Origin of the sequence: Pirellula sp. SH-Sr6A (assembly GCF_001610875.1) — a bacterium.
GTDB lineage: Bacteria > Planctomycetota > Planctomycetia > Pirellulales > Pirellulaceae > JBKCUI01.
In genome coordinates this window covers 2,081,658-2,094,798 of the sequence record NZ_CP011272.1, presented here as the reverse complement: position 1 = coordinate 2,094,798, position 13,141 = coordinate 2,081,658, and the positions used below count along the sequence as shown (strand labels likewise).

Annotated in this window: 8 protein-coding genes; 7 read left to right on the top strand and 1 reads right to left on the bottom strand. The window is 54.3% G+C overall.

The features are described 5' to 3' along the window. Positions 1-40: 40 nt before the first annotated feature. Positions 41-1,366: an HD domain-containing protein gene (locus VN12_RS08280; RefSeq protein WP_146676380.1), complete on the bottom strand. Its 1,326-nt coding sequence runs from the start codon at positions 1,364-1,366 to the stop codon at positions 41-43. 600 nt (positions 1,367-1,966) lie between these two features. On the opposite strand from VN12_RS08280, the gene VN12_RS08275 reads away from it, so the two are divergent. The 7 genes from VN12_RS08275 to VN12_RS08245 all read left to right on the top strand — a co-directional run bounded on the left by VN12_RS08275 (position 1,967) and on the right by VN12_RS08245 (position 13,077). Then, entirely contained in the window at positions 1,967-2,194 is a 228-nt protein-coding gene (locus VN12_RS08275; protein WP_146676379.1) for a hypothetical protein, read from the top strand. Between the two features lie 691 nt (positions 2,195-2,885). Continuing rightward, a complete protein-coding gene (ltrA, locus tag VN12_RS08270; protein ID WP_205855087.1) occupies positions 2,886-4,142 on the top strand; it encodes a group II intron reverse transcriptase/maturase in 1,257 nt (418 codons plus the stop codon). Between the two features lie 683 nt (positions 4,143-4,825). Next, positions 4,826-6,082 (top strand): group II intron reverse transcriptase/maturase, encoded by a 1,257-nt coding sequence (gene ltrA / locus VN12_RS08265; RefSeq protein ID WP_205855087.1) that lies wholly within the window; start codon positions 4,826-4,828, stop codon positions 6,080-6,082. A 406-nt stretch (positions 6,083-6,488) separates the two neighbouring features. Further along, positions 6,489-8,099 (top strand): efflux RND transporter periplasmic adaptor subunit, encoded by a 1,611-nt coding sequence (locus VN12_RS08260; RefSeq protein WP_168164290.1) that lies wholly within the window; start codon positions 6,489-6,491, stop codon positions 8,097-8,099. A gap of 36 nt (positions 8,100-8,135) precedes the next feature. Then, a complete protein-coding gene (locus VN12_RS08255; RefSeq protein WP_168164289.1) occupies positions 8,136-9,407 on the top strand; it encodes an ABC transporter permease in 1,272 nt (423 codons plus the stop codon). 146 nt (positions 9,408-9,553) lie between these two features. Then, positions 9,554-12,535 carry a TolC family protein gene (locus VN12_RS08250; protein WP_146676376.1) on the top strand — a complete coding sequence of 994 codons (2,982 nt, stop codon included), beginning with the start codon at positions 9,554-9,556 and terminating at the stop codon, positions 12,533-12,535. Between the two features lie 110 nt (positions 12,536-12,645). Further along, positions 12,646-13,077, top strand: a complete 432-nt coding sequence (locus VN12_RS08245) for an FHA domain-containing protein (protein ID WP_146676375.1) — start codon at positions 12,646-12,648, stop codon at positions 13,075-13,077. Positions 13,078-13,141: the final 64 nt, after the last annotated feature.

Below are 13,141 nucleotides of genomic sequence, written 5' to 3'. Positions count from 1 at the left end.
TGTGTTCAATGAAGATTCCTTGAAGAATCGACTTCGCTATTTAAAGAATGTCGGCGACGAGCTCGCGCACGTCCAGGCCCGACTCACGCACTGCTCCAGCGACTGTTGGATTCGCGAAGATGCGAACACGTTTGACGATGTCATCAAACTGCTTCGTAGCAAGTGCCTGCACCATAGGGGACACGTCCCCCAGCTGACGATAGGCACCGTGGGGTAAACGAACTTCCATCTGGAACTGAACATCTAGCTTTTGCGACGGGGCGTCGATTAGGACATCGACCTCCGATACTGGGATCGGTAGGAGGCTGGCGAACCTCTGGGACAATCGACGCGAGAGGGAGGTGATCTCCGCATAAGGTCGTCTCGAAAGGCTCCGATGGAGAAGAGGCTCATCCAGAAAGTCGAATTGGGCGATCCGTTTGTAAAGATTGCGGATGGGGCCGAAGATGCCAGCCGCGCAGGATTCCCAGATGGCATCGCGAGATCGGGATAGCAATTCCTCGATGACTTGATGGTCCGTGGCGTGAGCCCAGCGAAGGACATCGGACACATCGCACCGCTGATGCTGAAAAAGTTCATACACAGTGCGCTGGAGCATCGCGGTCGCGGAGCGGACAGCGTGGTGCCAATAGACTTCGCTGAACATGATGTATCGAGCGAAGACCAACATTTCTGCAGCCGTTTTCCCTTTGTCACCAATCGACAGTTTGAGAGTTTCCGGATGGATGCAAAGGGCCCGGATCAAGCGGTTGCGATCGAAGTTTCGACCGTAGGGGACGCCTGCATGCGTGGAATCTCGTTCCAAGTAATCCAGTTTGTCGATGTCGATAGGGCCGCTCAGCAACGATCGAAGAATGGTTTCTGCAGGTTGGCTTGAATCGTGTTCGTTACCCAAGAACAGGAGCTTGGCGATGGCAACCGGAGTGAGGTTCCAGTCTTGTTCCAGCAACTCCGCCATGGGGGGTTCGGAGAGAAGGGGTAGGGCGATGTTTTCGTGATGAGGAATTCCGGGGATTTGGAGATCTTCAATCGCGTGGCAGAAAGGCCAGTGACCCAAATCGTGAAAGAGGGCGGCCACGATGAATGTCTCGGCATCCCTGGGGGCAATCACTTGTTGGAAAACGGGATCGGATCGCAGATGCTGGACGAAGTGGACGGCGTTTCGGTACACCCCCAAGGAGTGCTCGAACCGGGTGTGGGTCGCTCCGGGGTAGACAATCGACACCAGACCCAGTTGGCTAACGCGGGAGAGTCGGCGAAACGCCGCCGTATCGATCAGTCGCTTCACGCGGGGAGTTACGGGTACGTCGACCTCCGGGCTGATGCGGATCGACGGGCAGCGGCTTGATAGCTCAGGGAACTCCATTTCTCTCACCTTGGGACAGCACCTTTTTTCAACGACTGCTCTTCAATGACCGCTTTTCAGGTCAGCACCGTCGCGGAAGCACATCATACTTCATGCAAGTCAAAAAAAGTTTTGAGGGGCGGAATGTCGCACTTGCCTAGCATCGAACCACAAAGAGTAGAGGTCTGTGGAAGAGAGACCCTGAGGGGCCGCATCGAGGAGAACTGGATTTGTGGGGCGCAAGATACCTTTGAAGGCTAGTAGTGGAGTCAAGAGTGAGCTAGGGAGTTGGCGCAACTAGCCTGGATGGTTTCGCAGAGAGCAAACTCATTAGGCGGCAAACCTTGCCTGCTCGAAACGCTGCGTGTTGGCAAGGGGCATATCGCAAAGGGAAGGTTAAAATTTTCTTGACTTTGTTCCCCTCATGTCAATAATCGATGGTCGTTGGGAGAAAATAAGAAGAAATTTTGCGGGTGTAGTGGCCGCCAGACGCGGTTTGTTGTGTTGATGCCACCCGCAAAAGTTTCTTGGAATGGGAGTCCATTCTATCCCTGAGAACGAGTGCGAGTGAATGTGGCAATCGCTCGCTATCCTTGGACACTTTGGGAGGGCCATTAATTAATGAGTAATTTGTGTAAGAACGTCTTTGAAGCAATTCTCAAGTACGGTCATGACGAAGACTTCGATCCAATCGTAGACAATCATTTCTTGCCGACCGATGCACCTGCAGGCTCGCAAGAAAAAATCGAAGTGCTCCGTCGTCGCGTCGAACTCGGGCAGCCTCTATGGCACTCGGATGACCGTGTTGATTACAGCGGCTTGACCGGCGCAATTCGTCCTCGTGAGTAGCGTTTGAGTGATTTTCGAGCCCGTGAACTGACGTTCAGTCTCTGAAAAGTTGCAAGAAGCCTGGAGAAATCCAGGCTTTCTTCGTGTGCGTCAGGCATGACGCGGAGCGTCATTGACTGACGCTCGCAACTGGCAAGCGAAAGTGAACCAGGAAGTAACTTGTCGGGTGCAAGTCCCGATGGAGGCCTTGATGACAGGAACTCCTAGTCGACTGCAAGGGTGTCAGGGGCAACTCTGAATCTGAAGGAAGCAGCAGGCAAACTCTCGGTTCGAGGTACACGAACCGTATACGAGGCGACGACCCGGTGGGCGAGAAGGCACGAAGATTCAAAGCCCAATGTCATTCGGACCGAGTCGGCGTATATGCGGCGAATATACGAGAGGAAAGTTACGCGTCTTACCCTGAGAGATCTACGGGGATGCTGCAAAGCTAGTTGCCTCGCAAGAGGTTACGATGTCACCGTAGAAGTCAGCAGAGGCCATAGTAGTCGGAGGCTTTAGCTGACGAAGGGCCGAACAAGTTTAACCGTTTGGTGCAAAGTATTCGTGATGTGAGGTAGACGCAGAGATGACGGCTGAGAAGCCTGAGCGGCGAACAAGAGTATGCGGCGGAACCGCTGAGGGTAATTCGTACGCGCGTCAAACACTTCCGGCATGCAATGAGAACACTGAACATTCAGTCACCGTCACGATGGAGGAGGTGCTAAGCCGCAGCAATATGTTGCAGGCGTTGAGCCGTGTTGTCGGTAATAAAGGAGCCGCAGGCGTTGATGGGGTGACCGTCGATGAACTGCCAGGCTACTGCCGAGAGCATTGGGAACGCCACCGGGAAGAACTGTTCAGCGGAACGTATCGTCCGAGCCCTGTGCGAAAGGTAGAAATACCTAAACCCGGTGGCAAAGGGATGCGCATGCTGGGCATACCGACAGTGCTAGATCGCTTGATCCAGCAAGCTTTACTGCAAGTGCTCACGAGGCTCTACGATCCAATGTTTTCGGATTCTAGCTTTGGGTTTCGCCCAGGCCGGAGTACGCATCAGGCGTTGGATCGTGCCAAGGAACACATTGCTTCAGGGCATCGCTGGGTTGTCGACATGGACTTGGAAAAGTTCTTCGATCGCGTCAATCACGACATCCTGATGAGTCGCCTTGCACGTCAGATCCAAGACAAACGCATCCTGAAACTGATCCGCTTGTATCTGCAAGCTGGCATCATGGAAGGCGGCATCGTGAGTCCACGCAGCGAGGGAACGCCGCAAGGCGGTCCCTTATCACCGCTTCTGTCCAACGTCCTGCTCGATGAGCTGGACAAGGAGCTGGAACGCCGAGGCCACAAATTCGTTCGCTACGCTGATGACTGTAACATTTACGTTCGCAGTCACCGCGCCGGTGAGCGAGTGCTTAATGGTGTCGAACGCTTCCTGAGCGAGAAACTGCGACTGACAGTGAATCGAGCCAAGAGTGCCGTGGACCGCCCCTGGAACCGCAAGTTCCTGGGCTATACGTTCACGCACCATCACCAACCGAAGTTTAAGGTGTCTCCTGAATCGGTCAAACGCTTCAAGGGTCGCCTACGCGAGGAACTCCGCAAGGCACGAGGTCGCAATGTGCGTACGGTGCTTGCTCAGTTGCAGCCGGTCCTGATCGGTTGGGTGTCGTACTACCGGAAGAGTGAAGTGAAGAAAACGTTCGAGGAACTTGATAGCTGGTTACGCAGGAAGTTACGCGCCATCTACTGGCGCCAATGGAAGCGTCCGCCCAAACGAGCCCGCGAACTGACTCGCCTTGGCATTGACCGCGTGCGAGCGTGGGTCTGTGCTGGCAATGGTCATGGCCCCTGGTGGAATGCTGGCGCTAGCCACATGAATCAGGCCCTGCCTACTCGCCACCTCACGCAACTTGGGCTGATAAGCCTCGTCCAGAAAGGCACTGAGCTGAATCGTCGTTAGACCTGAACCGCCGTATACGGAACCGTACGTACGGTGGTGTGGGAGGACGGCGGGAGTAATCCCGCCTCCTACCCGATGTGCGTCAGGCATGACGCGGAGCGTCATTGACTGACGCTCGCAACTGGCAAGCGAAAGTGAACCAGGAAGTAACTTGTCGGGTGCAAGTCCCGATGGAGGCCTTGATGACAGGAACTCCTAGTCGACTGCAAGGGTGTCAGGGGCAACTCTGAATCTGAAGGAAGCAGCAGGCAAACTCTCGGTTCGAGGTACACGAACCGTATACGAGGCGACGACCCGGTGGGCGAGAAGGCACGAAGATTCAAAGCCCAATGTCATTCGGACCGAGTCGGCGTATATGCGGCGAATATACGAGAGGAAAGTTACGCGTCTTACCCTGAGAGATCTACGGGGATGCTGCAAAGCTAGTTGCCTCGCAAGAGGTTACGATGTCACCGTAGAAGTCAGCAGAGGCCATAGTAGTCGGAGGCTTTAGCTGACGAAGGGCCGAACAAGTTTAACCGTTTGGTGCAAAGTATTCGTGATGTGAGGTAGACGCAGAGATGACGGCTGAGAAGCCTGAGCGGCGAACAAGAGTATGCGGCGGAACCGCTGAGGGTAATTCGTACGCGCGTCAAACACTTCCGGCATGCAATGAGAACACTGAACATTCAGTCACCGTCACGATGGAGGAGGTGCTAAGCCGCAGCAATATGTTGCAGGCGTTGAGCCGTGTTGTCGGTAATAAAGGAGCCGCAGGCGTTGATGGGGTGACCGTCGATGAACTGCCAGGCTACTGCCGAGAGCATTGGGAACGCCACCGGGAAGAACTGTTCAGCGGAACGTATCGTCCGAGCCCTGTGCGAAAGGTAGAAATACCTAAACCCGGTGGCAAAGGGATGCGCATGCTGGGCATACCGACAGTGCTAGATCGCTTGATCCAGCAAGCTTTACTGCAAGTGCTCACGAGGCTCTACGATCCAATGTTTTCGGATTCTAGCTTTGGGTTTCGCCCAGGCCGGAGTACGCATCAGGCGTTGGATCGTGCCAAGGAACACATTGCTTCAGGGCATCGCTGGGTTGTCGACATGGACTTGGAAAAGTTCTTCGATCGCGTCAATCACGACATCCTGATGAGTCGCCTTGCACGTCAGATCCAAGACAAACGCATCCTGAAACTGATCCGCTTGTATCTGCAAGCTGGCATCATGGAAGGCGGCATCGTGAGTCCACGCAGCGAGGGAACGCCGCAAGGCGGTCCCTTATCACCGCTTCTGTCCAACGTCCTGCTCGATGAGCTGGACAAGGAGCTGGAACGCCGAGGCCACAAATTCGTTCGCTACGCTGATGACTGTAACATTTACGTTCGCAGTCACCGCGCCGGTGAGCGAGTGCTTAATGGTGTCGAACGCTTCCTGAGCGAGAAACTGCGACTGACAGTGAATCGAGCCAAGAGTGCCGTGGACCGCCCCTGGAACCGCAAGTTCCTGGGCTATACGTTCACGCACCATCACCAACCGAAGTTTAAGGTGTCTCCTGAATCGGTCAAACGCTTCAAGGGTCGCCTACGCGAGGAACTCCGCAAGGCACGAGGTCGCAATGTGCGTACGGTGCTTGCTCAGTTGCAGCCGGTCCTGATCGGTTGGGTGTCGTACTACCGGAAGAGTGAAGTGAAGAAAACGTTCGAGGAACTTGATAGCTGGTTACGCAGGAAGTTACGCGCCATCTACTGGCGCCAATGGAAGCGTCCGCCCAAACGAGCCCGCGAACTGACTCGCCTTGGCATTGACCGCGTGCGAGCGTGGGTCTGTGCTGGCAATGGTCATGGCCCCTGGTGGAATGCTGGCGCTAGCCACATGAATCAGGCCCTGCCTACTCGCCACCTCACGCAACTTGGGCTGATAAGCCTCGTCCAGAAAGGCACTGAGCTGAATCGTCGTTAGACCTGAACCGCCGTATACGGAACCGTACGTACGGTGGTGTGGGAGGACGGCGGGAGTAATCCCGCCTCCTACCCGATTGAAAGATCTAAGGGTTGCCACCGACGGACAATGGAGACGCAGGTTGATTTTCGGCGATTCTTCCATTACTCTTGGAGGAGGAGCGGCGCTGGCTTCGATAGGAGAAGCTGGCGTAGGCTTCCTTTGCGAAGCTTGACCCGTTCCGCACCCACCTACCCACCCCACCTTTCGTATCCCACCCCACCAGAGAGAGCGGCAAAGACACAGCAACTCGCATTCTGCTACCGGAGAACGTATCCAATGCTAGCTATCGCATCGGATGACTTTTCCGAATGCCTGCGAATTGCCCTCCGTGTCACACTCTGTGGTTCCATTTGGAGGCACAGTTATGAGTTTGGAAGAATCGTCTGCACGCGACGCATCGCACCGCGTTTGGAAGACCCGGCAGTTGGTTTCCAGGGCGCGGATTTGGATCGCCCTGCTCGTCATATTGGCGGGAGGGGCGTATGGTTGGAGCAGTTATCGACGAGGAAACAATTTCAGCCACCTTGCTTCGCAAGCCGTGTGGCAGTCGGTGGAACGATCGAATTTGGAGATCGTGGTCCTCGAACGCGGCTCCCTGGAAAGCCAGTCCAACATCGATCTGGTCTGCGAAGTGGAAGACGTTCGCAAGGACAATATCAATGGAACGACCGTCTTGTGGATGATTCCCAACGGGGCATCCGTTCAGAAGGATGATTTGGTTCTCGAGCTGGATTCCAATCCGATGCAAGAAGCGCTCGATGAGCAAACCCTCTACACGGAGAATGCACTCGCCGAAAAGATCCAGGCGGATGCGAATCTGAAGAATCAGATCACGATGAACACGACCGCGAAAGCAGAGGCGGAGCTGCTGGTCAAGCTCGCGGAGCTTGAACTCGAGATGTACATCGACAAAGAAAACGGCACGCAAAAGCTTGCAGTCGATGCCAACAAGCGTCGCATCGATGATGTGAACAACGAGATCCTCTCGGCCCAGGCCACCATGGAGCTTCGACGAGAAGAGCATCGCGGAATCCAGTCTCTCTTCAAACTCGGGTATGCGAACCGAAACGAAGTTCGTCGGATTGAACTGACGTATCTACAAGCAGAGGGGACGTTTGCTGCGAAACTCAACCAACTTCAGACCGAGCTTTCGACCTTAAAGAAAATGCAGGTCTACGAGCAGCGAAAGGAACTGCTGGGACTAGAGGGGAAAGTCGCAACGGCCAAGCGATCGCTTGAGCAAGTGCTTCGAAATAACGAAGCTAGGCTTGCTCAGGTACAGGCATTGATGCGGGCCAAGGACGAGTCGCTCAAGAAGGAAGAAGAACGACTGGCGAGGTATCGCGCCCAGCTTGAGAAGTGCAAAGTTTACGCACCTCAATCCGGTATGGTGGCGTATCCCAACAATCGCTCCATGGAAGTTCGAGAAGGAATCCCGGTTATCTTCCGACAAAAGCTTTTGTCGATTCCCAACTTAGATGCGATGCAAGTGGAAACGCGAATCCACGAGTCGGCGTTGGATCAGGTGCGCCCCGGCCTCCAAGTGCGAGTCACCGTCGATGCATTCCCGCAAAAGAGTTATCGAGGCACCGTTAAATCGGTCGCGGTACTACCTGAACAGAACAGCTGGTCGGGAAACGACACCAAGGTGTATCAGACCATTATCAATATCGATGAATCGGTCGCTGGACTCAAACCGGGTATGACGGCAGTTTCGGAGATCATGGTCCAAAACATTCCCGATGTTTTGACCATTCCGCTCCACGCCATTCTCGAAAAGGATTCCAAAACCTACGTCTTGGTGCGTGATGCATCGAATCGATTGCAGCCCAAGCCTGTCGAACTTGGAGAGTCGAGCGATACACGTGTTCATGTCCTCAGCGGCTTGGAGGAGGGAGAATCCATCGCGATCAACGCTCAAGACCTGGCGACCGCGGTGTTTGATGAGAAACCAGCGTCCGATACAAGCACCTAGTTGCACCCGAGTTTCGGATCCAGAGAGGAAAAATACTTGCTATTCGCGACGTATCGACTTGCCCTGCGAAATCTGTTGTTGCACAAACTTCGCAGTGTGTTGACTCTCCTTGGAACCATCTTGGGAGTGGCGTCGGTAATTGCGATGCTTTCGATTGGAGAGGGCTCGAAGAAAGAGGCCTTGGAGCAAATCCGAAAGCTTGGGTCGGCCAATGTCATCGTTCGAAGTGTGAAGCCTCAGACGAACGAAATCCCATCTTCGACGACTTCGACCAATGTTCTGGCCTACGGATTGAGTTTCGCCGATTTGCGCGCTCTCGAATCATTGCGGCTCGATCAATCGACCGTGGTTCCTGCGGTGTTTCACAAAAAGAATTTGCAGCATGCAAAACGGAACGTCAAGGGGGCTCGTATCGTAGCCACCACCGAACGATTACCTGACGTGAAGGAACTCCCGCTTCGAGGTCGATTCTTCAACGCTGACGAAGTGGCTCGTTCGGCCAATGTCATCGTAATCGGCCAATCGATCGCGACCGACTTGTTCGGGTTTGACGATCCCCTAGGGCAATCGCTTCTGGTGGGCGACGACGCATACCGCGTCGTCGGTGTTGTCTCTTACGGAGATAGTGGTACCGCTCGCACGATCAGCAAGGAAGCAAGCGATCAGAATCGAGATCTGTTCATTCCAATCACGTCAGCGCAGAACCGCATGGGAGTTGTGCAGCGGTTGGTCGAGACAGGATCTCGTCAATATGTTCGGGTTGAACTGAGCGAAATCACGATCGAGCTACCGGACCAAAATCAAGTTCGGCCAGTCGCTTCGGTCGTTCGCAGTGTTCTCGCCAAGAACCATGGAGGGAAAGGGGACTACGAAGTGCAGGTGCCGCTCGAATTGCTTCAACAAGCCGAGCGGGAGAAGCGACTTTGGAATTTGGTGCTCGGTTCTATCGCGGGAATCTCGCTCCTGGTCGGTGGCATTGGAATCATGAATATCATGCTCGCAACTGTCACCGAAAGAACGCGAGAAATTGGAATCCGTCGCGCGATCGGCGCGAAGAAGCGGCACATCATTCTCCAATTCCTCATGGAGACGACCGTTCTGAGTACCAGCGGGGGAATACTCGGCGTTGTGGTGGGGGTACTCATTCCCATTGTGGTTTCCTGGGTGGTTGGGATTCAGACATCCACCAGTCTTCTCTCCATCGTTGTCGCGTTTGGAATCTCGGTTGGGATTGGGATCGTCTTTGGCGTGTATCCCGCATACAAGGCCGCCAGTATGAGTCCCATCGAAGCGCTGCGTCACCAATAAGTCCTCCAAAGTCCCTATCCTGTGGTCAGGAGTGACGACTCGCGATTTCTTACCGCGGAAAAAGTTGCACAAGCTGGAGAATCGATACAGAGCGTGCCGATTTCCTAAGTGGTACTGTTTGCCATCCCCGCTTGCCTTTCCCACCGATGCAAAAACCGCTTCTTCTCCTATTGGCCCTAGCCATGTCCCTCCCTGTGGGATGTTCGCGAACCAAGTACAGGACCGCAGCGGACCGCGATGTCTACGGTATTGTTCGAGAGAAGTCGACGTTCCTCTCGGAACCGGTACCTCCTAGCTTTTCGATTCGCCCCGATGTTCGGTCTCGTTTCTACGACCCTACCAATCCAGACTGTCCCCAACTCCCGACGCCCAAGCCTGTCTTGTATGGTTACGAAATACCACCGTTGCGAACCGCGTCCCCCCAAGGTTCGAGTCTACCTCCCGCTGCAGCTCGATGGAGCGTTCCGTTAGATGAGGAGACAGCCCCATCAATGCCGAGCGAAAAACCCCTCGAGGAGAAAGGGGCGGTAGTCCAAGCTTCGTTCAGTGATTCGTCCCCCAGTTCGCCCTCGGCCCAAGCGGAAACCACGGATGAGGCTGGAAAAGCGTCCGATTCGCAGGAGGAACAGGCTCCCATCGGTAGCAATGGCCCATCGGTGGGGAGCATTGCGAACCGAGTCGTGATTCCGCAGCAAGCTTGGAGTGTGTTGCCAGAAAGCTGCCGGGATCGCATGTTTGAATTCGAGTCGTTGCGAGCCGAATACCGTCAATCCTTCCCGTCTTCCGATGAAGAACTGATTTCATCTCAGGTGCAACAACTGGCTCTGCCGCAATTGATGGAGCTCGCGATGATCAACTCTCGCGAGTTCCAAACTCGGAAAGAGCTTCTCTATCGAGCGGCACTCGTGCTGACGCGCCAACGCTACCAGTTCGAGCTCAATCCCTCGCCGTTTGGAAACGGAGCGGCTGCCAACTACCGTCACGCGAACAGCGCGGGGATTACCAATAATACATTGGGCATCCCATCGGGAATTGGAGTGGAAAGAACTCTCGCAACAGGGGGTGAGTTTCTCGCTCGATTCGCGAATAGCATCGTTCTTACATTCAATGGCCCCTCAGGGTTCGCGACCGACATCAGCTCGGAGATGATCTTCGACTTCCAGCAGACTGTCTTCCAACGTGACATCCGGTTTGAACTGTTGACTCAATCGGAACGAGACGTTGTCTATGCTGCGCGCGAGTACGTACGTTTTCGCAAGCAATTGTTTCGCGATATCGCAAACCAATACTACAACCTTCTATTGAATTACCGGGGTATCGAGATCAATGCCCAGGACTATTTCACCAATTTGCGAGGGTTCATTCAAAGCCAAGCGGAGTACAGGACAGCGGAGAAAATCCCTCGGATTCAGGTCGATCAGTTCGAGCAAAACGTATTGAGAACGCGCAGCAATTTGGTGAACAACTGTTTCACCCTCGAAGCGGCCTTGGATCAGCTAAAGTTCCGAATCGGACTACCTACTGAAACAGTGTTGGTCGTCGACCTGAGTGAACTGGAGTCGATTTCACTTCGCGACGAATTGAGTGTTGCACGGCAGATGATCAATCGCGCTCGCACTGAATTGCTGACAGCGAGAGGCCTCTCGGCGGTGGACAATACGACTCTTGCAAATGTCGCCGAAGTTCTCGCCGACCGCATGGCGAACATTCTACGAATTCAACTTCGTATCGAAGAGAAAGTCAATTCCGACGAACCGATGGACACGGATTCGCAGCAAGAGCGATTGGATGCGATTCTGGCTGCGAAACGCGAGCTAGAGGAGTTGCAGCAGCAGTTACAGGTCCTCGGGGTGCGCATGCAGGTCGATATTCTGAAGTCGGAATTAGAAAGTCAGATGTCGTCGGAGGTCCCGGCTCCACCCTTGCGGATCTTGATCCGAGCAGTGGAATTTTGTTCCGCGGAATTGCAAGTCATCGACTTGGCTTTGGCCTCGAATCAGCTTGCAGCCGATCCGGGGCGTCTGGCGACCATACGCGGTCTTCGCGATCAATATGCGGAACGACTCATGGTCCTGACACGCTTTTTGGAGCAGATTTCCAACGGTCTTAAATCAGGGGCCGATCTCACTTCCATCTCCCTGTTTGAGGAGATACCGAATCGTCAGAACGACGCTGTGCAACTCGTGCAAGCCATAGAGCAATTAGCCGGTCAGGCGACCGAGTCGATGATTCGACGTGATGGGAGTTCGATGGAATCGATTCTTGCCAGTACCGTCGACAAGACGATTGACTTGAGCGATCGGCTACTCGCGAATGGTCCAGACGGTTGGGATGAGATTGTTTTGGATCACGACGAGGCACTATTGACAGGTTTGGTGCAGCGACTGGATCTGATGAATCAGCGGGGAGAGCTCGCCGATTCTTGGCGGCGGATTAAGTTGGCAGGCGATGATTTGAAGTCGATCGTCGATTTGCGAGCGACGCAGATCTTGGGGACAAAATCGGGTTCGAGCAATCCGTTCGATTTCTCGTTCGATGACAGCGAGACCAGGCTGAGCGTCGCATTGGACACTCCGCTCAATCGTCGATTGCAACGCAACAATTTCCGATCGGCGTTGATCAATTACAACGTCGGGCTCCGGAATCTCATCGCGGCTGAGGATTCCGTCAAACTCGATATTCGGGAAGACTTGCGACAGCTCGCGTTGGACCGCAATCAGTATACGATTGCGGTAGCCAGTGCTGCGTTGGCGTACGAGCGAGTGATCAGTACACGACTGCGGCTGCAACTAGCTGTCCAAAACGTGGCAGCCCGGGACTTTCTCGAGGCCCAGCAAGCTTACACGAACGCATTGAGTACGATCGCGCGACAACACGTCAATTACATTATTGACCGAACCGAACTCTTCTTCGATTTGGAGGCGTTCGATGTCGACGCGAATGGATACTGGAGTGGCGTTCAAGAAGACTATGGTCCTGGCGTGAACATGGACTTCCCCGGTACCAATCCTCGCCCCTATGGTGTCTTACCTCCCAATGTGCGGTACTCGCCGACCGTTCGGCAAATGGAGGCGATCGGGCCTGGCGAATCCGAGATTCGATCTTCTGGAAATCCATCGACGCGGTAGCCTTTTCACCCGCATTCGATTTACAATTGAAGGCCGCTCGTGATTTTTCTCGGGCGGTCTTCTCCTCTTTTCCGATCTTCCTTCTTTTCCTTGTCCTGGAAGAATTCGACATGTACTATCGACTGGTTTCGTTAGACGAAGTTCACGGCTGGAATCTGCGTCTCCCCGCGGTCATTGGACGCAGCGTGGACGCGCAGGTCTGTATCGATGATGCTTCGATCAGTCGTTCGCATAGTCAGTTGCTGCTCGGGCCGGACGAAGCATTGCAAATCCGAGACATGGGCTCCATGAACGGTACCTATGTCAATGGAGAGCGGATCAAGTCGATTCATTCCCTGATTCCTGGAGATTTGATTCAAATCGGTTCGGTGACACTTAAAGTCGAGTATGCTTCCGATTCCGATCCAGGAATGCAGGCGCCTCGTCAGCGATCCAGCAGCACCAACACGACGCAGCCTATGAGGACGGTGCCCAAGGCGACATTTACAATGCACGAGGTCACCGAGCCTAGTAGAAAATGGTGGGAGTTTTGGAAGGAATAGACAACTGCTTCAAACGCCTCACCGCTGAATGTCGCTCAAAAAAATTCGCCCCGGGCCAGTTGTG

What these genes read in the sequence shown, in the direction of transcription:
- VN12_RS08280 (WP_146676380.1), bottom strand. Translation starts at nt 1,366, where the DNA reads ATGGAGTTCCCTGAGCTATCAAGCCGCTGCCCGTCGATCCGCATCAGC.
- VN12_RS08275 (WP_146676379.1), top strand. Translation starts at nt 1,967, where the DNA reads ATGAGTAATTTGTGTAAGAACGTCTTTGAAGCAATTCTCAAGTACGGT.
- ltrA (WP_205855087.1), top strand. Translation starts at nt 2,886, where the DNA reads ATGGAGGAGGTGCTAAGCCGCAGCAATATGTTGCAGGCGTTGAGCCGT.
- ltrA (WP_205855087.1), top strand. Translation starts at nt 4,826, where the DNA reads ATGGAGGAGGTGCTAAGCCGCAGCAATATGTTGCAGGCGTTGAGCCGT.
- VN12_RS08260 (WP_168164290.1), top strand. Translation starts at nt 6,489, where the DNA reads ATGAGTTTGGAAGAATCGTCTGCACGCGACGCATCGCACCGCGTTTGG.
- VN12_RS08250 (WP_146676376.1), top strand. Translation starts at nt 9,554, where the DNA reads ATGCAAAAACCGCTTCTTCTCCTATTGGCCCTAGCCATGTCCCTCCCT.
- VN12_RS08245 (WP_146676375.1), top strand. Translation starts at nt 12,646, where the DNA reads ATGTACTATCGACTGGTTTCGTTAGACGAAGTTCACGGCTGGAATCTG.